The 20,963-nt window shown below is 39.7% G+C and carries 29 protein-coding genes; 24 read left to right on the forward strand and 5 right to left on the reverse strand.

Features of this window, described 5'->3' with window-relative positions:
* Positions 1 to 101 precede the first annotated feature (101 nt).
* The 5 genes from QM450_RS08290 (at position 102) to QM450_RS08310 (ending at position 4,734) form a co-directional block, all read left to right on the forward strand.
* Positions 102 to 779 carry a tRNA (adenine(22)-N(1))-methyltransferase gene (locus QM450_RS08290; RefSeq protein ID WP_414320260.1) on the forward strand — a complete coding sequence of 226 codons (678 nt, stop codon included), beginning with the start codon at positions 102 to 104 and terminating at the stop codon, positions 777 to 779.
* Positions 766 to 1,563 carry a Nif3-like dinuclear metal center hexameric protein gene (locus QM450_RS08295; protein ID WP_414320261.1) on the forward strand — a complete coding sequence of 266 codons (798 nt, stop codon included), beginning with the start codon at positions 766 to 768 and terminating at the stop codon, positions 1,561 to 1,563. The genes QM450_RS08290 and QM450_RS08295 overlap by 14 nt, the downstream gene beginning before the upstream one ends.
* Before the next feature lie 16 nt (positions 1,564 to 1,579).
* Positions 1,580 to 2,677, forward strand: coding sequence for an NAD(P)/FAD-dependent oxidoreductase (locus tag QM450_RS08300; protein ID WP_414320262.1), 1,098 nt, complete (start codon positions 1,580 to 1,582; stop codon positions 2,675 to 2,677).
* Between the two features lie 103 nt (positions 2,678 to 2,780).
* Positions 2,781 to 3,800 carry a UDP-glucose 4-epimerase GalE gene (gene galE, locus QM450_RS08305; RefSeq protein WP_414320263.1) on the forward strand — a complete coding sequence of 340 codons (1,020 nt, stop codon included), beginning with the start codon at positions 2,781 to 2,783 and terminating at the stop codon, positions 3,798 to 3,800.
* A 1-nt stretch (position 3,801) separates the two neighbouring features.
* The gene (locus tag QM450_RS08310; RefSeq protein ID WP_414320264.1) at positions 3,802 to 4,734 is read left to right on the forward strand and encodes a glycosyltransferase family 2 protein; all 933 of its coding nucleotides are present in this window, start codon (positions 3,802 to 3,804) and stop codon (positions 4,732 to 4,734) included.
* A 102-nt stretch (positions 4,735 to 4,836) separates the two neighbouring features.
* Here QM450_RS08310 and QM450_RS08315 read toward each other — a convergent pair whose 3' ends face one another.
* Positions 4,837 to 5,034: a ferredoxin gene (locus tag QM450_RS08315; RefSeq protein WP_414318256.1), complete on the reverse strand. Its 198-nt coding sequence runs from the start codon at positions 5,032 to 5,034 to the stop codon at positions 4,837 to 4,839.
* A gap of 45 nt (positions 5,035 to 5,079) precedes the next feature.
* Between QM450_RS08315 and QM450_RS08320 the strand changes: the two genes are divergently transcribed.
* The 6 genes from QM450_RS08320 (at position 5,080) to pdxT (ending at position 8,945) form a co-directional block, all read left to right on the forward strand.
* Positions 5,080 to 5,568, forward strand: a complete 489-nt coding sequence (locus QM450_RS08320) for an SAG1386/EF1546 family surface-associated protein (RefSeq protein ID WP_414320265.1) — start codon at positions 5,080 to 5,082, stop codon at positions 5,566 to 5,568.
* An 8-nt stretch (positions 5,569 to 5,576) separates the two neighbouring features.
* The gene (cmk, locus tag QM450_RS08325; RefSeq protein ID WP_045762908.1) at positions 5,577 to 6,248 is read left to right on the forward strand and encodes a (d)CMP kinase; all 672 of its coding nucleotides are present in this window, start codon (positions 5,577 to 5,579) and stop codon (positions 6,246 to 6,248) included.
* A 138-nt stretch (positions 6,249 to 6,386) separates the two neighbouring features.
* A complete protein-coding gene (locus tag QM450_RS08330) occupies positions 6,387 to 6,725 on the forward strand; it encodes a zinc ribbon domain-containing protein YjdM (protein ID WP_375554867.1) in 339 nt (112 codons plus the stop codon).
* Positions 6,726 to 6,728: 3 nt separating this feature from the next.
* Positions 6,729 to 7,361, forward strand: coding sequence for a Pr6Pr family membrane protein (locus QM450_RS08335; RefSeq protein WP_414320266.1), 633 nt, complete (start codon positions 6,729 to 6,731; stop codon positions 7,359 to 7,361).
* Positions 7,362 to 7,496: 135 nt separating this feature from the next.
* A complete protein-coding gene (gene pdxS, locus QM450_RS08340; protein WP_414320267.1) occupies positions 7,497 to 8,372 on the forward strand; it encodes a pyridoxal 5'-phosphate synthase lyase subunit PdxS in 876 nt (291 codons plus the stop codon).
* On the forward strand, positions 8,373 to 8,945 hold the full coding sequence (gene pdxT, locus QM450_RS08345) for a pyridoxal 5'-phosphate synthase glutaminase subunit PdxT (RefSeq protein WP_414320268.1): 573 nt from the start codon (positions 8,373 to 8,375) through the stop codon (positions 8,943 to 8,945). It begins immediately after the preceding gene.
* 29 nt (positions 8,946 to 8,974) lie between these two features.
* Here pdxT and trhA read toward each other — a convergent pair whose 3' ends face one another.
* Positions 8,975 to 9,622, reverse strand: coding sequence for a PAQR family membrane homeostasis protein TrhA (trhA, locus tag QM450_RS08350; RefSeq protein WP_075231793.1), 648 nt, complete (start codon positions 9,620 to 9,622; stop codon positions 8,975 to 8,977).
* Positions 9,612 to 10,067, reverse strand: a complete 456-nt coding sequence (locus QM450_RS08355) for a DUF1836 domain-containing protein (RefSeq protein ID WP_414320269.1) — start codon at positions 10,065 to 10,067, stop codon at positions 9,612 to 9,614. Before QM450_RS08355 ends, trhA begins: the two co-directional genes overlap by 11 nt.
* 134 nt (positions 10,068 to 10,201) lie before the next feature.
* Between QM450_RS08355 and QM450_RS08360 the strand changes: the two genes are divergently transcribed.
* The 7 genes from QM450_RS08360 to trxB all read left to right on the forward strand — a co-directional run bounded on the left by QM450_RS08360 (position 10,202) and on the right by trxB (position 14,555).
* Positions 10,202 to 10,702 (forward strand): N-acetyltransferase family protein, encoded by a 501-nt coding sequence (locus QM450_RS08360; protein WP_414320270.1) that lies wholly within the window; start codon positions 10,202 to 10,204, stop codon positions 10,700 to 10,702.
* A complete protein-coding gene (locus QM450_RS08365) occupies positions 10,695 to 11,207 on the forward strand; it encodes a methylated-DNA--[protein]-cysteine S-methyltransferase (protein WP_414320271.1) in 513 nt (170 codons plus the stop codon). Before QM450_RS08360 ends, QM450_RS08365 begins: the two co-directional genes overlap by 8 nt.
* Before the next feature lie 10 nt (positions 11,208 to 11,217).
* A complete protein-coding gene (locus QM450_RS08370; protein ID WP_414320272.1) occupies positions 11,218 to 11,574 on the forward strand; it encodes a Spx/MgsR family RNA polymerase-binding regulatory protein in 357 nt (118 codons plus the stop codon).
* A 156-nt stretch (positions 11,575 to 11,730) separates the two neighbouring features.
* Positions 11,731 to 12,531, forward strand: coding sequence for an amino acid ABC transporter permease (locus tag QM450_RS08375; RefSeq protein WP_414320273.1), 801 nt, complete (start codon positions 11,731 to 11,733; stop codon positions 12,529 to 12,531).
* A complete protein-coding gene (locus tag QM450_RS08380; protein ID WP_414318264.1) occupies positions 12,531 to 13,274 on the forward strand; it encodes an amino acid ABC transporter ATP-binding protein in 744 nt (247 codons plus the stop codon). Before QM450_RS08375 ends, QM450_RS08380 begins: the two co-directional genes overlap by 1 nt.
* Before the next feature lie 79 nt (positions 13,275 to 13,353).
* A complete protein-coding gene (locus QM450_RS08385) occupies positions 13,354 to 13,578 on the forward strand; it encodes a DUF4059 family protein (protein ID WP_000960970.1) in 225 nt (74 codons plus the stop codon).
* A 65-nt stretch (positions 13,579 to 13,643) separates the two neighbouring features.
* Positions 13,644 to 14,555, forward strand: a complete 912-nt coding sequence (gene trxB / locus QM450_RS08390; RefSeq protein ID WP_414318265.1) for a thioredoxin-disulfide reductase — start codon at positions 13,644 to 13,646, stop codon at positions 14,553 to 14,555.
* A 32-nt stretch (positions 14,556 to 14,587) separates the two neighbouring features.
* On the opposite strand, the gene rlmB is transcribed toward trxB, so the two are convergent.
* Positions 14,588 to 15,316 carry a 23S rRNA (guanosine(2251)-2'-O)-methyltransferase RlmB gene (gene rlmB, locus QM450_RS08395; RefSeq protein ID WP_414320274.1) on the reverse strand — a complete coding sequence of 243 codons (729 nt, stop codon included), beginning with the start codon at positions 15,314 to 15,316 and terminating at the stop codon, positions 14,588 to 14,590.
* A gap of 44 nt (positions 15,317 to 15,360) precedes the next feature.
* Entirely contained in the window at positions 15,361 to 15,972 is a 612-nt protein-coding gene (gene def, locus QM450_RS08400; RefSeq protein ID WP_414320275.1) for a peptide deformylase, read from the reverse strand.
* Between the two features lie 160 nt (positions 15,973 to 16,132).
* On the opposite strand from def, the gene QM450_RS08405 reads away from it, so the two are divergent.
* The 6 genes from QM450_RS08405 (at position 16,133) to rpsU (ending at position 20,838) form a co-directional block, all read left to right on the forward strand.
* A complete protein-coding gene (locus QM450_RS08405) occupies positions 16,133 to 17,452 on the forward strand; it encodes a CapA family protein (protein ID WP_414320276.1) in 1,320 nt (439 codons plus the stop codon).
* Positions 17,453 to 17,473: 21 nt separating this feature from the next.
* The gene (locus tag QM450_RS08410) at positions 17,474 to 18,301 is read left to right on the forward strand and encodes an HAD family hydrolase (protein ID WP_414320277.1); all 828 of its coding nucleotides are present in this window, start codon (positions 17,474 to 17,476) and stop codon (positions 18,299 to 18,301) included.
* A gap of 1 nt (position 18,302) precedes the next feature.
* Entirely contained in the window at positions 18,303 to 18,938 is a 636-nt protein-coding gene (locus QM450_RS08415; RefSeq protein WP_414320278.1) for an SGNH/GDSL hydrolase family protein, read from the forward strand.
* A gap of 511 nt (positions 18,939 to 19,449) precedes the next feature.
* A complete protein-coding gene (locus QM450_RS08420; RefSeq protein WP_414320279.1) occupies positions 19,450 to 20,157 on the forward strand; it encodes a glucosamine-6-phosphate deaminase in 708 nt (235 codons plus the stop codon).
* 30 nt (positions 20,158 to 20,187) lie between these two features.
* A complete protein-coding gene (locus tag QM450_RS08425) occupies positions 20,188 to 20,532 on the forward strand; it encodes a hypothetical protein (protein ID WP_414320280.1) in 345 nt (114 codons plus the stop codon).
* Positions 20,533 to 20,661: 129 nt separating this feature from the next.
* Positions 20,662 to 20,838, forward strand: coding sequence for a 30S ribosomal protein S21 (gene rpsU, locus QM450_RS08430; protein WP_000048054.1), 177 nt, complete (start codon positions 20,662 to 20,664; stop codon positions 20,836 to 20,838).
* Positions 20,839 to 20,963 lie beyond the last annotated feature (125 nt).

A 20,963-nucleotide genomic window follows, 5' to 3' on the forward strand; every position in this document is an offset into this window, starting at 1 on the left:
AGAAAGGCTGCAATCTATGATTGCTGTCTTTTTTAGGTGCAGGATTGCTAGCTAAAATATGGTATAATAAAGGGAAATAGAGTTTTTGAAAGTGAGAGAAGATGATTTCAAAGAGATTAGAAACAGTAGCTTCTTTTGTTCCCCAAGGAGCTGTTTTGCTGGACGTCGGTAGCGACCATGCCTATTTACCTATTGAATTAGTTGAAAAAGGGCATATTGAAGCTGCCATCGCGGGTGAAGTTGTAGAGGGGCCCTATCAATCTGCAGTTACAAATGTTGAAAGTCATGGTTTGACTGAGAAAATTCAGGTTCGTTTAGCCAATGGTTTGGCTGCTTTCGAAGAGGCTGAGCAAGTTTCTGTTATCACTATTGCTGGAATGGGTGGTCGCTTGATTGCTACGATATTAGAAGAAGGCTTGGACAAGTTAGCCAATGTAGAACGGTTGATTCTCCAGCCCAATAATCGTGAAGACGACTTGCGTATTTGGTTACAAGATAATAATTTTCAGATTGTAGCAGAAAACATCCTAGAAGAAGCTGGCAAGTTTTACGAGATTTTGGTGGTGGAAGCAGGACAAATGAAGCTATCAGCCAGTGATGTTCGCTTTGGACCTTTCTTGTCCAAAGAGATCAGTCCAGTCTTTGTCCAAAAGTGGCAAAAAGAAGCTGCTAAGCTTGAGTTTGCCCTTAACCAAATCCCAGAAAAAAATTTGGAGGAACGTCAAGTTCTTGTAGATAAGATTCAAGCCATCAAGGAGGTTCTCCATGTTAGCAAGTGAAGTAATTAACGCATATGAAGCCTTTTGCCCTCAGGAATTTTCCATGGAGGGAGACAGTCGTGGCCTACAAATTGGCACTTTGGACAAGGATATCCAAAGTGTCATGGTTGCTCTGGATATTCGTGAAGAAACGGTGGCTGAAGCCATTGAAAAGGGTGTGGATTTGATTATTGTCAAGCATGCGCCGATTTTCCGTCCTATCAAGGACTTGGTTGCCAACCGTCCGCAAAATCAGATTTATATCGACCTGATCAAGCATAACATCGCAGTTTATGTCAGCCATACCAATATTGACATCGTTGAAAATGGTCTCAATGACTGGTTCTGTCAGATGCTAGGCATTGAGGAGACGACTTATCTACAGGAGACAGGTCCTGAACGTGGAATTGGACGTATTGGGAATGTTCAGCCTCAGAATTTTGGGGATTTCGCCCAACATGTCAAGCAAGTCTTTGGTTTAGATAGTCTTCGATTGGTGCATTATCAAGAGAGTGATTTGCAGAAGTCTATTTCAAGAGTGGCCATCTGTGGTGGTAGCGGGCAGTCTTTCTATAAGGATGCTTTAGCTAAGGGAGCTGATGTCTATATCACTGGTGACATTTACTACCACACTGCGCAGGATATGTTGTCTGATGGCTTGTTGGCACTGGATCCAGGACACTATATCGAAGTGCTGTTTGTGGAAAAAATAGCAGCACTCCTTACTCAATGGAAAGAGGAAAAAGGCTGGACAATCGATATTGTACCTAGTCAAGCATCGACCAATCCTTTCCACCATATCTAGTTAGAAAGTGAAAACAATGAAAAAAGTTGCTATTATCGGAGCAGGAATTGTGGGAGCAACAGCTGCCTACTACCTCTCGAAAGAAAGTGACCTAGAAGTAACTGTCTTTGACCATGGACAAGGTCAGGCTACCAAGGCCGCAGCAGGAATTATCAGTCCTTGGTTTTCCAAACGCCGCAATAAGGCCTGGTACAAAATGGCGCGCTTGGGGGCTGACTTTTATGTGGATTTATTAGCTGATTTAGAGAAGTCAGGTCAGGAGATCGACTTTTACCAGCGCTCAGGAGTCTTTCTCCTGAAAAAGGATGAAACTAAGTTGGAAGAACTCTATGAATTAGCCCTCCAGCGTAGAGAAGAATCTCCCTTGATAGGGCAATTAGCCATTCTGGATCCGGGATCAGCTAATAAATTATTCCCTGGCTTGCAGGGATTTGATCGCTTGCTCTATGCTTCTGGTGGAGCGAGAGTAGATGGTCAACTCTTAGTGACTCGTTTGCTGGAAGCCAGTCAGGTCAAGCTGGTCAAAGAAAAAGTAACTCTGACACCTTTAGCATCAGGTTACCAGATTGGCGAAGAGGTGTTTGATCAGGTTATTTTGGCGATGGGAGCTTGGTTGGGGGACATGTTAGAACCCTTGGGTTATGCTGTGGATGTCCGTCCTCAAAAAGGACAACTCCGAGATTATCAGCTTGCCCAAGACATGGAAGATTACCCTGTGGTTATGCCAGAAGGGGAGTGGGATTTGATTCCTTTTGCAGGTGGGAAATTGTCCTTAGGCGCTACCCACGAAAATGACATGGGATTTGATCTTACAGTCGATAAAAATTTGCTCCAACAAATGGCTGAGGCAGCGAGTTCATTTTATCCGAGTTTAAAGGATGCAATTTCATCTGGTGAACGTGTGGGTATTCGAGCCTATACAAGTGATTTCTCTCCATTTTTCGGACAGATTCCAAACTTGTCAGGAGTTTATACAGCAAGTGGTCTAGGTTCTTCAGGCTTAACGACTGGTCCTATTATCGGTTATCATCTAGCTCAAATGATTCAAGGGAGAAGTGGAGTATTAAATCCAGCAGATTATCCGACTGAAAGATACATTAAAAAGAAACAATAGTAAAACTTTTACCTAGTTTTTACGATAGTCTTAGGAAAGTAAATGACTTTCCCTATCAAAAATGGTAAAATGAAAAAAATAATCCAAGAATTGAGGAAATGAAATGCAAGAAAAAATTCTGGTAACAGGTGGAGCTGGTTTTATCGGAACTCACACCGTCATCGAACTGGTCCAAGCTGGACACCAAGTAGTTGTCGTGGATAATTTGGTAAACAGTAGCCGTAAAAGTCTTGAAGTAGTCGAAAGAATCACTGGGGTAGAAATTCCTTTTTACGAAGCTGATATTCGTGATACAGATACACTTCGTGATATTTTCAAACATGAAGAACCAACAGGCGTTATCCATTTTGCTGGTTTGAAGGCTGTAGGGGAATCTACACGTATCCCACTTGCCTACTATGATAACAATATTGCTGGAACTGTCAGTCTCTTGAAAGTTATGGAAGAGACTAACTGTAAGAATATCATCTTCAGCTCTTCAGCAACTGTTTATGGAGATCCGCATACAGTTCCAATCCTCGAAGATTTCCCTCTTTCAGCTACTAACCCTTATGGTCGTACTAAGTTGATGCTTGAAGAAATCTTGACAGATATCCATAAAGCTGATTCAGAATGGAACGTTGTGTTACTTCGTTATTTCAACCCAATTGGTGCACATAAGAGTGGTGATTTGGGTGAAAATCCAAACGGTATTCCAAATAACCTCTTGCCATATGTAACACAAGTCGCAGTTGGCAAGTTGGAACAAGTTCAGGTCTTTGGAGACGACTACGATACTGAAGACGGAACAGGTGTTCGTGACTATATCCACGTTGTTGACCTAGCAAAAGGACATGTTGCGGCCCTTAAGAAACTTCAAAAAGGTTCAGGACTAAACATTTACAACCTTGGTACAGGGAAAGGCTATTCTGTTCTTGAAATTATCCAAAATATGGAAAAAGCAGTCGGACGTCCAATTCCTTACCGTATCGTTGAACGTCGCCCAGGTGATATTGCAGCTTGCTATTCTGACCCAGCAAGAGCAAAGGCAGAGCTCGGTTGGGAAGCAGAACTTGGTATTACAGAAATGTGTGAAGACGCATGGCGTTGGCAAAGTCAACATCCAAACGGATTTGAAGACTAAGATGATGATTTCAATCATAGTCCCATGTTTAAACGAAGAGGAAGTACTTCCTCTTTTTTATCAAACTCTTGAAGCCCTGATCCCAGATTTGGGAACAGAAATCGAATACATTTTTGTAGATGATGGTTCGACTGATAAGACTTTGGATGTTTTAAAGGTTTATCGAGAGAAAAATCCTGCAGTACATTATATCTCTTTCTCGCGAAATTTTGGGAAGGAAGCGGCCATATATGCAGGTTTACAACAAGCAACAGGAGATTTGGTGGTGGTTATGGATGCAGACCTTCAGGATCCCCCAAGACTCTTGCTTGAGATGAAAGAACTACTAGATCAGAATCCGGATTTGGACTGTGTGGGAACTCGGAGAACTAGTCGAGAGGGTGAGCCCTTTTTACGTAGTTTCTGCGCCGATCTTTTTTATTGTTTTATGCAAAAAATTAGCCCAGTAGCCCTTCCATCGGGTGTCCGTGATTTTCGGATGATGAGAAGATCAGTTGTGGATGCAGTGTTAGAATTGACAGAATACAATCGCTTTTCCAAAGGACTCTTTGCCTGGGTTGGTTTCCGTACTCACTATCTAGAATACCCTAATGTTGAAAGGCAGGCAGGTAAGACAAGTTGGAGTTTTAGACAACTCTTTTTCTACTCTATTGAAGGGATTGTGAATTTTTCAGATTTTCCTTTGATATTAGCTTTTGTTGCTGGTATTTCGTCGTGTTTTCTGGCTTTGGTGATGACATTGTTTGTAGTTGTCCGTACTCTCGTACTGGGCAATCCAACTTCTGGTTGGACCTCTCTGATGGCTGTCATTCTATTTCTTGGTGGTGTCCAATTATTGACGATTGGGATTCTCGGAAAATATATCAGTAAAATTTATATGGAAACGAAAAAAAGACCCCTCTATCTGATAAAAGAACAGAGTGAGTCAAGATAAGATTTGCTAAAAATAAGTCCTTCAAAAGACTATAATTTTCTGGAAAAATATGCTAAACTAGAGGAAGTGGGATTTGAACATCAAAACACCACTGATGACAAATTAATATTTGATGAGCGCGCGAGTAGGACACTGTTTCACAGCTTCCAGTAGCTCTTCACTAGCTGGGATGTCTCTCTCTAGTAGATTAGGATCATCATAGAAACGCACAATACCATTATCATGGTAATCAAATAAATCAGAATAGGTTTGGCATAGCCCACAGGCAATGCATCGTTCAGGTATAAGTGTGATTTTCATATTTATATTGTAATAAGAAATTAGAAAAAAAACAAGGAGTAAGGTATGGAAAAGGAACCATGGCAAGAAGATATTTACGACATCGAGGAAAGTCGTTCGGAACGCAGAAGCAGAGGAAATAAGGGAACAGGAGTGGTAGCCAACCGTATTCTAACCATTTTGGCTTGTATTTTCTTTGTTATCGTTGTCGGTATGATTGCTGTTTTAATCTACCTGTCATCTGGTGGAAGTGATCGTACAGCAGCCTTGAAAGATTTTCATGATTCTTCTGCGCCTAAGGTAGAGGAAGTTTCTTCAACGTCATCAAGTAGTTCAGTTGAAGCATCAAGTTCTGAAGCAGGATCAACTTCTTCAAGTAGTTCAGAGGAACATACAAATTCTGAGGGAACCATTACTGTCCTTGCAGGTGAAGGTGAGGCAGCTATTGCAGCTAGAGCAGGCATTTCTATTGCTCAGCTTGAAGCCTTGAACCCTGGTCATATGTCTTCAGGAACTTGGTTTGCAAATCCTGGTGATGTCCTTAAGACAAGATAGGAGTGACGATGAAAACAATTCAGATCGCTATTGATGGTCCAGCTTCAAGTGGTAAGAGTACAGTAGCTAAGATTATCGCTAAGGATTTTGGATATACCTACTTGGATACAGGTGCCATGTATCGTGCTGCGACTTACATCGCTTTAAACAATCAGGTAAGCCCAGAAGAGTCTTCTCGACTTCTTGAATTATTGGAACAATATCCAATTAGCTTTGGTCGTGCTGAAACAGGAGAACAGCTTGTTTTTGTTGGAGATGTTGATGTGACAAATCCAATCCGTGAAAATGAAGTAACCAATGCTGTATCTGCTTTTGCAGCCATTCCAGCTATTCGTGAAAAATTGGTAGCCCTTCAACAAGAAATTGCCCAACAAGGTGGCATCGTTATGGATGGTCGAGATATTGGTACAGTGGTCTTGCCTAAGGCTGAATTGAAGATTTTTCTTGTTGCTTCAGTGGATGAACGTGCGGAAAGACGTTATAAGGAAAATCTTTCAAAGGGAATCGAAACAGATTTGGAAACTTTGAAAGAAGAGATTGCTGCGCGTGATTATAAGGATAGTCATCGTGAAACTTCTCCTCTTAAACAGGCTGATGATGCAATCTATTTGGACACAACAGGGCTAAGTATTTTAGAAGTTGTCGAAAAAATTAAATCTGAAGCAGTTAAACATTTTTAATCGAAATTTTAACCGATTGACCACGATAGTGGTGAGTCGGTTTTTTAGCAATTTGTCAAATTTTTAATTTTAAGGTATAATAGTCTTTGTTAACGAAAATTTGACATTCAAACCATCATGAAAATAGAAGGAGATAAGATGAACAATCTACCAAATTGCCCAAAATGTAATTCAGAATATGTCTATGAAGACGGAGCCTTGCTAGTCTGCCCAGAGTGTGCTTATGAATGGAATCCTGCTGAGCAAGCTGAGGTTGAAGAAGGCATTGTTGCTATCGACGCTAATGGAAATAAATTGGCTGACGGTGATACAGTAACCTTGATCAAAGACCTTAAGGTAAAAGGTGCTCCAAAAGACCTTAAGCAAGGGACACGTGTTAAAAATATCCGTATTGTTGAAGGTGACCACAACATCGATTGTAAGATTGATGGATTTGGTGCTATGAAATTAAAATCAGAATTTGTTAAAAAGATCTAAATCATGACTGCTTGGAATAAAATAATTTTTTTCAGTCGGGCTTTCATGTTTTTAGCCGCATTTACAGGCGTTTATCTGGAAATTACCAAGCACGGCGGTTTCGGGATGTTGCTCTACTATACAGTGCTTTCCAACCTCTTGGTGATGATTTTTACGGGTTATCTTTTATGGAAGATGCGACGTGAGGGTGACCATTGGCAAAGTTCAAGTCTTTTGCGGCTCAAGGGTGGTATCACCATGAGTATCATGATTACCTGTGTCATCTATCATTTCATGTTGGCTCCCTTGACAAAAGATTTTTACCGTTTGGAAAACTTCCTTTGCCATTATATCGTACCCCTCTGGTTTCTAGTTGATACCATCATTTTTGATAAGAGTCGTCAATATAAGTGGTTTGATCCTATTGTATGGACAGTTTTACCACTGCTCTATATGGGATTTGCAATCTTAAACGGCTTTGTTCTAAAGATGGACGTTCCTAACGCTAAGGATAGTCCCTTCCCTTATTTCTTCTTGAATGCCAATAAATATGGTTGGGGATTTGTCTTTAGATGGGCAGCCATTATCTTTGTTGCCTACATGGTTTCAGGATATCTGTTTTATCTTGTTAAAAACATTAAAAAATCTAAGAAATAAAAGTACCCTCTGTGGGTACTTTTTTATGTTTGAATAATTGTACCCAGACAAATCAATTTTTTTTATCTTGTTCTTGAGTCATTTCTACCTTACAATAAAACTGTAGCTACCAATACAACTATTGAGGAAGAGAAAATGACTGAAAATCGTTATGAATTAAATAAGAATTTGGCACAGATGCTTAAAGGTGGCGTCATCATGGATGTTCAAAACCCTGAACAGGCAAGAATTGCTGAGGCTGCAGGTGCAGCAGCGGTTATGGCCTTGGAGCGGATTCCAGCTGATATTCGTGCAGCTGGTGGCGTTTCCCGCATGAGTGATCCAAAGATGATCAAGGAAATCCAAGAAGCAGTCAGCATTCCAGTGATGGCCAAGGTCAGGATTGGGCATTTTGTTGAAGCACAGATTTTAGAAGCCATCGAGATTGACTATATCGATGAGAGTGAGGTGCTATCTCCAGCTGACGATCGTTTCCATGTGGATAAGAAAGAATTCCAAGTTCCTTTTGTTTGCGGTGCAAAAGACCTAGGAGAAGCCTTGCGTCGTATCGCTGAAGGAGCTTCAATGATTCGAACAAAAGGGGAACCTGGAACAGGAGATATCGTTCAGGCAGTCCGCCATATGCGCATGATGAATCAAGAAATTCGTCGCATTCAAAATCTCCGTGAAGATGAACTCTATGTCGCAGCAAAAGAACTCCAAGTTCCAGTAGAATTAGTTCAATACGTCCACGAACATGGGAAATTACCAGTTGTCAACTTTGCAGCTGGAGGAGTTGCAACACCAGCAGATGCTGCTCTTATGATGCAGCTAGGTGCAGAAGGCGTCTTTGTTGGCTCAGGAATTTTCAAGTCAGGTGATCCTGTCAAACGTGCGGCAGCAATTGTCAAGGCTGTTACCAATTATCAGAATTCTCAAATTCTGGCTCAAATCTCAGAAGATTTAGGAGAAGCCATGGTAGGTATCAATGAGAATGAAATCCAAATTCTCATGGCTGAGCGAGGAAAATAGATGAAAATTGGAATATTGGCCTTGCAAGGCGCCTTTGTAGAGCACGAGAAAGTCCTTGCCAAACTAGGAGTAGAAAGTATTGAACTGAGAAACCTAGAAGATTTTCTGCAGCATCAGAGTAATCTGTCAGGATTGATTTTACCTGGCGGTGAGTCGACAGCTATGGGAAAACTCCTACGTGACCAGAACATGCTACTCCCTCTAAGAGAGGCTATTCTCAATGGTTTACCAGTCTTTGGAACTTGTGCAGGTTTGATCTTGCTAGCGAGACAAATCACTTCTCAAGAGGAAAGTCATCTAGCGACTATGGATATAATAGTTGAGCGCAATGCCTATGGACGTCAGCTAGGAAGCTTTTATACCGAAGCAGAATGTAAGGGTGTTGGCAAAATTCCCATGACCTTTATCCGTGGACCTATTATTAGTGAAGTTGGTAAGGGTGTTGATGTTCTGGCAGTAGTGAATTATCAAATCGTTGCAGCTCAAGAAAATAATATGCTAGTGACTTCCTTTCATCCTGAATTGACAAATGATCTTCGCTTGCATCAATACTTTATCAACATGTGCAAATAAAAATAGGTCGGGATTTTCCCGGCCTATTTTTACATGTAATAAACAATGGCAATGTATTGGAGAGCAGAAGCTGCTAGGATGAAGAGATGCCAGATCATGTGGAAGTATGGTTTCTTCTTAGCGTAAAATCCAGCACCAACTGTATAGCAAAGACCACCTGATACCATAAGAGTCCAAAAGATTGGATTTGTTTGACTGATGATTGCTGGTAGGATAGCCACAACTAACCAACCCATGATGAGGTAGAGCAACAGACTAAATTTTTCATTGACTTTTTTGGCAAAGATTTTATAAAGAATACCAAAAATAGTTGTTCCCCACTGGATGGCAATAATCAGATAACCAAACCAGTTATTCATTAAGGTCAAAACGACAGGAGTATAAGAACCTGCAATCGCAACATAAATCATGGAATGGTCGATGATGCGTAAGACATACTTATGAGTCGAACCATAAGCCATAGAATGATAAATGGTCGATGAAAGAAACATGAGAAAGAGGCTAATAACGAAAATCGACACCCCAATCGATGATAAAAATCCATGAGCTTCATAACTATAAGTCGATGAGATAGGGAGCAAAATCAGCATGATAAGTGCCCCTACAGCATGGGTGACACTGTTTGCTATTTCTTCTCCAAAACTAAGGCGTTTGCTAAGTTTGAAACTAGTATTCATTTGTTTCCTCCTCTTCGGTTTCTTTATAGACCAGTGCAAGTGTTTGATGATAGAGCTTGACCGTTTGGCAGCTTGCTCGGATAATAGGATTAGCTGGGTCTAGGTCTTCGTTCATGTAGTCTACAAAAGCATTGTAAAGTTCTTCTGAGTTAGTCTCTGTCTGTAGGGTATTAAGGGTTTGAGCAATTTCCTGGATTGAAAAAACAGACTTGAGCGTTGTGATAGCAATCAATCGGGCGATTTGTTTGCGTTGGTATTTTTTCTTTTCAGGTTTGCTGATATAGCCGTGTTTGACATAGTTGTTCACCATTGATGCAGTTAAACCTTTCTCTTTAGCAAGAGAAATAGGGGAACAAACTTTATTCACATAAAGAAGGACCTGATCCAAATAGAGATCAATGTTTGGAATTTCGTCCCATTCTGGGTAGGAAAAAGTAGATTTCATTTCCAACTCCTGTTTATCTAGTTTTGATAACTAGATTATAAAATAATAGAAATAAAAAGTCAAGTTTTAACTGCTTGTAGAAAGCCTTAAATTATGCTATGATGAGAGAAACTAGTCAGAAAAGAGGAGATAAGATGGAAATTCGTTTAGCCTTTCCAAACGAAGTAGATGCAATTATGCAAGTGATTGAGGAAGCTAAAAAATGCTTGGCGGAAGCTGGTAGCACTCAGTGGCAAAATGGTTATCCAAATACTGATACGATTATCGAAGATATTATCTCAGGTCAGGCTTATGTAGCCCTGGAAGAAGGAGAGCTCTTAGCTTATGCAGCAGTAACCAAGAGTCCAGAAAAAACCTATGAAGCCATTTATGATGGAAGCTGGGAAGGAAGAGAGTCAGAGTATCTAGTTTTTCACCGTATTGCTGTCGCTAGTGATGTGCAAGGACAAGGTGTTGCCCAGACCTTCTTGGAAGGCTTGATTGAAGGCTTTGATTACCTGGATTTTCGTTCAGATACACATGCTAAAAACAAGGCCATGCAGCATATCTTTGAAAAACTTGGCTTTAAACAGGTCGGTAAAGTTCCAGTAGACGGGGAACGTTTGGCCTATCAAAAATTAAAATCAAATGTCTAAGAAGTATGCAAAGATGCTGTATGTCTCTCCCATAGGAGAGCTCTCGCTTGTTGCTGATGACCACTACTTGCTAGGCATTTGGTTTCAAGGTCAGAAACATTTTGAGAGAGGTATGGAAGCTGGGTGTATCTTTGAGGTTCCAAGCCATCCAGTTTTGAACCCAATTGCTTCTTATCTGGATAGTTATTTTTCAGGACAAGTCCAAGACCTGTCTGAGCTTCCTCTGGCTCCGATTGGAAGTGAATTTGAAAAGAAAGTTTGGTCTTATCTACGGGAAATTCCTTTTGGTCAGACTGTTACTTATGGACAAATAGCTAAGGATTTGCAGATAGCTTCGGCTCAGGCAATCGGAGGAGCAGTAGGACGTAATCCTTGGTCAATCCTAGTACCTTGTCATCGCGTACTAGGTGCTGGTAATCGTCTAACAGGCTATGCTTCAGGAATTGACAAGAAGGCTTGGCTCTTAAAGCATGAAGGTGCAGCATTTCAAGAGAATAAGGAATAGAAAGAAAAAAATGTTAGAATTTATCGAATACCCAAAATGTACAACTTGTAAAAAAGCCAAAAAAGAGTTAGAACAACTTGGACTAGAATATAAAGATGTTCATATTGTAGAAGAAACTCCAAGTGAAATGATCATTCTGAACTGGCTTGAAACTTCTGGATTTGAGTTGAAGCAATTTTTCAATACAAGTGGAATTAAATACCGTGAACTGGGCTTAAAAGATAAGGTTGGGACTTTATCCAATAAAGAAGCAGCCAAACTCTTGGCCAGTGATGGTATGTTATTAAAACGTCCAATATTAGTGGAGAATGGTGTTGTTAAACAAATTGGCTATCGTAAAACCTACGACAACTTAGATTTGAAATAGTTTTTTTCTATCTCCTTGATAGGTAAAATATATAACCTCACACTTTTAAAGTATGATAAACTAGTAGGTAGACAAAGTCTCTTCTGCACGTAGCAAATATTTTAAATCTAGGCAGAAGTATGATAGAATGATTCATTATCAGGAGAGGATGTTTCTATGAATGTTACAACACTTTTAGCATCAGATTGGTATCAAAGCTTGATGCAGTATATTCCAGACGGCAAACTGTTTAGTTTTCGTTCTGTCTTTGATGGGATTCCAAGAATTGTACAACAATTGCCAACAACATTGATGTTGACAGTATTTGGTGCTTTTTTTGGTATCATCTTGGCCTTGGTTTTTGCTATTGTAAAAATTAATCGCGTTAGAATTCTTTATCCATTACAAGCATTCTTTGTTAGTTTCTTAAAAGGGACACCAATCCTAGTGCAGTTGATGTTGACTTACTATGGAATTCCTCTGGCATTAAAAGCGTTGAATCAACAATGGGGAACTGCTTTTAATATCAATGCGATTCCGGCTGCAGCTTTTGCAATTGTAGCTTTTGCTTTTAACGAAGCAGCTTACGCTAGTGAAACTATCCGTGCCGCTATTCTTTCTGTCAATCCTGGAGAGATTGAAGCCGCTCGTAGTCTTGGAATGACACGTGCACAAGTTTACCGTCGTGTGATTATTCCAAATGCAGCGGTAGTAGCGACTCCAACCTTGATTAACTCCCTAATCGGTTTGACTAAGGGTACTTCCCTAGCCTTTAGTGCTGGTGTTGTAGAAGTCTTTGCCCAAGCTCAGATTTTGGGTGGTGCCGACTACCGTTACTTCGAACGTTTCATCTCAGTTGCTCTTGTATACTGGGTGGTAAATATCGCTATTGAAAATCTTGGTCGCTTTATTGAGAGAAAAATGGCCATCAAAGCACCAGATAATGCGAAAACAGATGTGAAAGGAGACCTTCGCTAATGATTAAAATCTCAAATTTAAGCAAATCCTTTTCAGGTCAAACCGTCTTGGATCATCTGAATTTAGATATTCAAAAAGGGGAAGTAGTGGCTTTGATTGGTTCATCAGGAGCGGGGAAGTCAACCTTTCTTCGTAGCCTAAATTATCTGGAAACACCTGATAGTGGAAGCATTCAGATTGATGGCTTTAAAGTCGACTTTTCTCAAATTACTCAAGATGAAATCTTGACTCTTCGTCGCAAGTTGTCTATGGTATTCCAACAGTTCAACTTATTTGAACGTAGAACAGCCCTAGACAATGTCAAGGAAGGTTTGGTAGTTGTTAAAAAACTTTCCGACGAAGAAGCAACTAAGATTGCCAAAGAAGAGCTGGCTAAGGTTGGTCTTTCAGATCGTCAACAGCACTATCCTCGCCACTTATCAGGTGGACAAAAACAACGGGTAGCTTTGGCGCGTGCTTTAGCCATGAAGCCAGCAATCTTGCTCTTGGATGAACCTACTTCAGCCCTTGATCCAGAATTGGTTGGTGAGGTAGAACGATCTATTGCTAATGCTGCCAAATCAGGTCAAACTATGATTTTGGTCAGTCACGATATGTCCTTTGTTTCTCAAGTAGCTGATAAGGTTTTGTTCTTGGATAAAGGAAAGATTATTGAGTCTGGAACACCAGATGAGATTATCAATCATCCTAAAGAAGAACGAACAAAAGAATTCTTTGCTAGTTACAAACGGACCTATATTTGATATAATAGAAGATAAGAAAGACTCAGTTGGCTAGGCTAACTGGGTTTGCTCTTTAAAATTAATAGAAATGAGAGAGAGCATGCTAGTTCAGCTATTTGCTTTGTATTTAGAGAGTTTAGTGTTGACAATTCTACTGGTCTTGATTATTTTGGGACTCTGGATTGGACTTAGAGCTCTGTCGGGGGTTGATAAAACTGCTAAAGCACGTCAAGCCCATCTCTACGATATGATTATGATTGGAGTTTTGACCATTCCAGTATTGTCTTTTGCAACCATGAGCATCTTGTTGGTTCTCAAGGCTTAATAGTTGTAAAATGGGATTTAATCCGTTAGAATAAAAACAGTTACAACAAGAAAGAAGGAAAGAGAATGTACGATACGATTATTATCGGTGCAGGCCCTGCTGGGATGACTGCAGCCTTGTATGCAGCACGCAGTAATCTGAAAGTGGCTTTGATTGAAGGAGGCCTTCCAGGAGGTCAGATGAATAATACTTCTGACATTGAAAACTATCCAGGCTATGCCAATATCAGTGGCCCAGAATTAGCAGAAAAGATGTTTGAACCTCTTGAAAATCTGGGTGTTGAGCATCTCTATGGCTTCGTTGAAAATGTTGAGGATCATGGCGAATTCAAAAAAGTCGTAACAGACGACCAAGTTTATGAAACTCGCACAGTTATCGTAGCGACTGGTTCCAAACACCGTCTCTTGGGAGTTCCAGGTGAAGAAGAACTCAATAGCCGTGGTGTTTCTTACTGTGCGGTTTGTGATGGAGCCTTTTTCCGCGACCAAGATTTGTTGGTTGTAGGTGGAGGTGACTCAGCAGTTGAAGAAGCAATCTTCTTAACACGGTTTGCAAAATCTGTAACTATCATTCACCGTCGTGATGAGCTTCGTGCTCAAAAAGTCTTGCAAGATAGAGCTTTTGCCAATGAAAAAATCAATTTCATTTGGGATTCTGTTGTCAAAGAAATCAAGGGTGAAAACCGTGTTGAGTCGGTTGTCATTGAAAATGTGAAAACAGGACAAGTGACAGAACAAGCCTTTGGAGGTGTCTTCATCTATGTTGGATTGGACCCTGTTAGTGACTTCGTCCAAGAGTTGCAGATTCGAGACCAGGCGGGTTGGATTGTGACTGATGACCACATGAAGACAAGTGTTGCTGGTGTCTTTGCAGTTGGGGATGTTCGTCAGAAAGACCTTCGCCAGGTTACAACTGCAGTTGGAGATGGTGCTATTGCAGGTCAAGAAGCCTATAAATATATCATTGAACATAATTAAAAAAGTTTCCAATCAAACGATTGGAAACTTTTTTATAATCGATTTCGAAAGACTTCGTACATGAGAATAGCAGCAGCAACACTGGCATTGAGGCTCTGTACGTGACCATTCATAGGAATGGTGATCATCTCGTCTACTTGTTTCTTGATGTTGCTTGAAATACCTTTGCCTTCATTTCCGATGATGAGAGCAATCTTTCCTTTGGTATTCCATTTGTTGCAAGGAGTTCCATTCATATCAGTACCGAATGTCCAGAAGCCTTCATCCTTGAGTTTGTCCAAGGTTTGGCTGAGATTGGTCACGCGAGCTATAGGAACGTGCTCAATTGCACCTGTTGCTGTTTTTGCTACGACAGGAGTAACACCGACAGCTCGGTGCTTGGGAATGATGACACCTGAAACATTGGTTGCATCCGCTGTTCTCAAGATAGAACCGAGATTATGTGGGTCCGTTAAACCATCAAGGATTAGTAGTAGTGGGTTTTCTTCCTGGCGTGTTTTAGCAATAATCTGCTCAAGTTCAGTGTAGGCAAATTCAGAAACGCGCAAGACAAAACCTTGGTGAACAGCTCCTTCAGTCATCTCAGAAAGTGATTTTTTGGAAGTCCAAGAAATGGATACTTTCTTTTCAGTAGCCAATTCCTTAACTTTGTCCACATTCTTTCCTCGTAAATCTTCCTGAAGGTAGAGTTTGTTTCCAGTATTTGCTAAAAGAGCTTCTGTGACGGCATGAACGCCATAGACAATATCGTTTGTTTTCATATCTTCATTATAACACAAAATCCCGTCTTGCAACGGGATTTTCTTTATTCAAGAATGAGCAAACCATCTTTAACTTCAAATGGGTCTTTTTCATTGATGCGATCGTAGAACATAATGCCATTTAAGTGGTCAATTTCGTGTTGAACTACAATAGAGTTATAGCCCTTAAGTTTGATGCGGTGCTTTTCTCCATCCTTATCAAAATAGTCGACAGTTACTCGAGCGTGGCGGATAACATAACCTGGAACAGCACGGTCAACAGACAAGCAACCTTCCCCTTCGCCTAGGGCAGCATCTTGGACTGAATGTGAGACGATTTTAGGATTGTACATTATAGCTTGTAAGTCATAGGCTTCTTGTGGAGTTTCCCCTTCCTCAGTGATATTCGGTACCAGTACGGCGATGATGCGTTTTGAGATATCCAGCTGTGGTGCAGCAAGCCCAACACCTCCACGTAGACCTAATTTTTCAGCCATAACAGGATCTTGCGAGTGTTTCAAAAATTGCATCATTTTTTCTCCGAGAATGATATCTTGATCACTCAAAGGGAAAGAGACCTCCTCAGCAACGGCACGAAGAGTAGGGTTCCCTTCGCGGATAATATCTTTCATATCGATTAAATGAGCAGCTTTGGTAATTCGTTCTATAGCAGACATATTCTTTCCTTTCTTTCCATTACAATTACATGATAACACAAAACAGATGAGAAAGAAAGTCACAGAAGTTGCTAAAAAATAATATAATGAAAGGAAATACCTATTTGTCTGTGGTATAATAAGGTAAGGAGACTTGCATCAAAAAGCAAGGAGAAAAAATATGGAACAACGTAGTAGAAAAAGAAAAAAAGGTCCTGTTCTACATGCTATTAGACATTCTGTTCGATTTTTCAGGAACTATAAGCAGTGGGATAATCGCACTTTTATTGTGGTCTTGTTAGCTTCGGTAGCTGTCTCGATGATGCTTACTTTATTAGTGGAAGGAACTCGAGGGGTTTCTTTAAGCAGTAGTGATCCAAGTGCTGTGCAGAAAAAGTTAAATTCTCAGGAGAAGAATGCAGAGTCGGAACAGGAAACAAGTGCGCGCATTATGGCAAATGGGGATCTCCTCTATCATATTCCTATTTATCGTACAGCTTTAAAAGATGACGGAAGTTATGATTTTCATGAAAATTTTGACTATGTAAAACCATGGCTCAAGCAAGCTGACTTAGTCATCGGTGATTTTGAAGGAACTGTAAATAAAGACCATTATCTCGCAGGTTACCCCTTGTTTAATGCACCTGGTGAAGTCATGGATGCTATAAAGGATGCTGGTTATCAGGTATTAGACTTGGCTCATAATCATATCTTGGATTCTCAGATTGAGGGAGTTTTTTCAACTGCAGATGCTATCGAAAAAGCTGGAATGACACCAATTGGTGTTTATACCCATGAACCACGAGAGAAAGCACCGATAGTTATCAAGGAAGTCAATGGAATTAAAATTGCCCTTTTAGCCTATTCTTATGGATTTAACGGTATTGAAGAATACATTTCAAAAGAAGACTATGATAATCATCTTTCTGACCTAAATGAAGACAAGATGAAGGCTGAAATTGAACGAGCAGAGAAGGAGGCGGATATTACGGTCATCATGCCTCAGATGGGAATTGAGTACCAATTGGAACCAACTGAAGAACAAAAGATTCTCTACCACAAGATGATTGATTGGGGAGCAGATATTATCTTTGGTGGCCATCCTCACGTAGTTGAGCCTGCTGAAACGGTTGAGAAAGATGGGGATAAGAAACTCATTATCTATTCTATGGGGAATTTTATCTCAAATCAGCGTATTGAAACCATGCAGGATGAGGAAAATGCAAAATGGACAGAACGTGGTGTTCTAATGGATGTGACTATTAAGAAAAAAGCAGGTAAGACTACGATTGAGACAGCTCAAGCTCATCCTAGCTGGGTTAATAGAACACCAAAAGGAACTTATTCTCCTGAAGGCTATCCGCTCTATCTGTACCAGACCTACATTTTAGAAGATTTTATAGAGGGCGGGAAATACCGTAGTCAGTTAGATGAAGATACCAAGGAACGGATTGATACAGCCTATAAAGAAATGAACGAGCATGTAGGTTTGAAGTGGTAGTGACATTAAAAGAGGAGCAAGATGGAAATTAAGATAATAGCGACAGATATGGATGGTACTTTGTTGGATCCTCAAGGACAACTGGACCTACCTCGTCTAGAGAAAATTCTAGATCAGCTAGATCAACGTGGCGTTCGTTTTGTCATTGCAACGGGAAATGAAGTTCATCGTATGCGACAATTATTGGAGCATTTAGCAGAGAGAGTAGTTCTCGTGGTTGCTAATGGTGCTCGTATATTCGAAAATGATCAATTGATTCAAGCTCAGACTTGGGATGATACTATGGTTGATAGGGCTTTGGGCCATTTTAAAGGTAGAGAGTGCCAGGATCAGTTTGTTGTAACAGGTATGAATGGTGGATTTGTCAAGGAAGGCACTGTTTTTACAGAACTTGATAAATTTATGACTCCGGAGATGATAGAGAAATTCTATCAACGAATGCACTTTGTTGATGAATTTGACTCCAGTCTCTTTGGTGGTGTTCTCAAGATGAGTATGGTTGTTGGAGAAGAACGATTAAATTCTGTTTTACAAGAAATCAATGACTTGTTTGACGGTCATGTGCGAGCTGTTTCTAGTGGATATGGCTGTATTGATATCTTACAGGATGGCATTCATAAGGCGTGGGGCCTAGAAGAATTGCTCAAACGTTGGAACTTAAAACCTGACCAAATCATGGCCTTTGGTGATAGTGAAAATGACATCGAAATGTTAGAGTTGGCAGGAATTTCTTACGCCATGGAAAATGCTGAGGAGTCTGTTAAGGAAGTTGCGACAAAAGTAGCCCCAGCCAACAGTCAGGCGGGTGTTTACCAAGTTTTAGAAAATTGGCTAGAAGAAGGAGAATAACTTGGCAGTACAACTATTAGAAAACTGGCTCTTAAAAGAGCAAGAGAAAATCCAAACCAAGTATCGTGAACTCAATCGGATTTCTGTAATTGAACCTAATATCATTTTTATTGGTGATTCTATTATTGAGTATTATCCCTTGCAGGAATTGCTAGGGACAACAAAGACCATTGTGAACCGAGGGATTCGAGGCTACCAGACGGGACTTTTACGAGAAAATCTTGATGCTCATCTCTATGGCGATGCAGTGGATCAAATTGTGCTTTTGATTGGGACAAATGACATTGGAAAAGATGTTCCAATAAATGAAGCGCTAAACAATCTTGAAAGTGTGATTCAAACCATTTCTCGCGACTATCCACTGTCACAGATAAAGCTAGTTTCTATTCTGCCAGTTCATCAAGGGGAAGAATACAAACAGACAGTTTATATTCGTACCAATGAGAAAATCAATGCCTGGAACCAAGCCTATCAAGACCTTGCCTCTGCCTATATGCAGGTTGAATTTGTGCCTGTTTTTGAGAACTTACTCGATCAGGAAGGGCAACTCAAGGCAGACTATACAACGGATGGTCTTCACCTCAGTGTCGCTGGTTATCAAGCTTTATCAAATACTTTAAAAAAATATATTTTCTAGGTTTAGTATAGATGAACAAGATTTTTTATGATTAATATTTTTGGTAAAATAAATATGTTGTTAATATTATTAAAAAAATTCTCTCAATACTAGCGATCTCATGTTAGTTGATGATACCATTCACCTGTCGGAAGATATACTAAATAATAGACCTTGAAAGTATTAAAATCTGGATAAATTGATTAAGGAAGTCAAATCAATTTCTAGCAATGTTTTAGAAGTCACAGTGCACTATTCTGTATGCAATCTACTATCTGCTCTTCATTTGACAATTCGATACAATAAAAAGCTCCATAATATCTATAGGATTTTGCCTATTACAAATATTATCGAGCTTTTTTTGGCTCTTTCCTACTATTTGTCAAGTCTATCAAGGTTTTAAGAATCAAATGAGACAAGACAGTAGTTATTTTGAGGCTACTGTCATATTTTCAACAAAAATAAATCGTTTTCACTTGACAAAAATTGGTCTATACCATATAATAAAATAAAGAATATGGAGGACAAAATTATGAAAGTTATTCAAGTAGAAAATCCAATTGAAGGTGGAAAAGTTGCTTTTGATATCTTAAAAGAAAAATTGGAAAACGGTGCACAAACATTGGGACTTGCAACAGGAAGTAGCCCTCTGGAGTTTTACCAACGAATCGTTGAGAGCGATCTTGATTTTTCAAATCTTACAAGTGTGAACTTGGATGAGTACGTAGGTCTTGATGGAGACAATCCTCAATCATACCGTTACTTCATGCAAGAAAATCTTTTCAATCAAAAACCATTTAAAGAAAGCTTCTTGCCACGTGGCGATAAAGACCATGCTGAAGAAGAAGTAGAACGCTACAATCAAATTTTGGCTGACCATCCAGTTGACCTACAAATCTTGGGAATTGGTCGTAATGGACACATTGGATTTAACGAGCCAGGGACTCCATTTGATAGCCAAACACATCTTGTAGAGCTTGACCAGTCTACTATCGAAGCTAACGCACGTTTCTTTGATAAGATTGAAGATGTTCCAACACAAGCTATTTCAATGGGGATTAAGAACATTTTGGATGCTAAGTCTATCCTTCTCTTTGCTTATGGTGAATCAAAAGCAGAAGCTATCGCTGGGACTGTTGAAGGCCCTGTGACAGAAAGTCTACCGGCAAGTAGCCTGCAAAACCATCCAGATGTGACCATTATCGCAGATGCAGCAGCACTCAGCTTGTTAAAAAAATAAGATTTTAATCATTAAAGACCATTCGATCCTATGGATTGGGTGGTTTTTTGGTCTGAATATATTTCAAATATGATAAGGGTTGAAAATCAAAATTTTTTGTATTTTTTACATGAAGAAGACAAATTTGACTGTTCATCACTTTCTGCTTTATGTCAGTATTTAGCAAAGTTAGAAACTATTAGTTTAGGTCAAGTAAAGGATTTATATTTTATTCGAGAGCAAATACTGAAACATCTTGTTGATCACGTTGGCAGCAAGGACTTATATACCATTTTTGATCTACCGTCAGATTATTGGGAGTACCTAGACCACATGGGGTTAGAAATTAAAAAATTAAGTGTTCGTTTAGAACAAACTTTAGAAGTGAAGAGCTAGGCTAGACATAATGGTAAAATCTTGTAAATTTTAAATGGAATGATTTGGGAGAATTTCATTTTTTTCTTGACAATTTTCTTCATTCCGTGTAAAATAGAATAGATCTTGAACTTGAAGGGAGTGAAAAAAATGTCTAAAACAGTAGTGCGTAAGAATGAATCTCTTGACGATGCTCTTCGTCGTTTCAAACGTGCAGTTACTAAAGCTGGTACTCTTCAAGAAACACGCAAACGTGAATTCTATGAAAAACCTTCTGTAAAACGTAAACGTAAGTCAGAAGCAGCTCGTAAACGTAAAAAATTCTAATTAATAAGAAAGGCTAGACTTGTCTAGTCTTTTTTGCTTTAAATAAATCCTATAAATCCTGCAAAATTCTGAAACTTCCTACTACAATTTGATATAATAGAGGGAAGAACTTGATTGAAGGAGAA

This window comes from Streptococcus infantis, assembly GCF_047464615.1.
Lineage (GTDB): Bacteria > Bacillota > Bacilli > Lactobacillales > Streptococcaceae > Streptococcus > Streptococcus infantis_Y.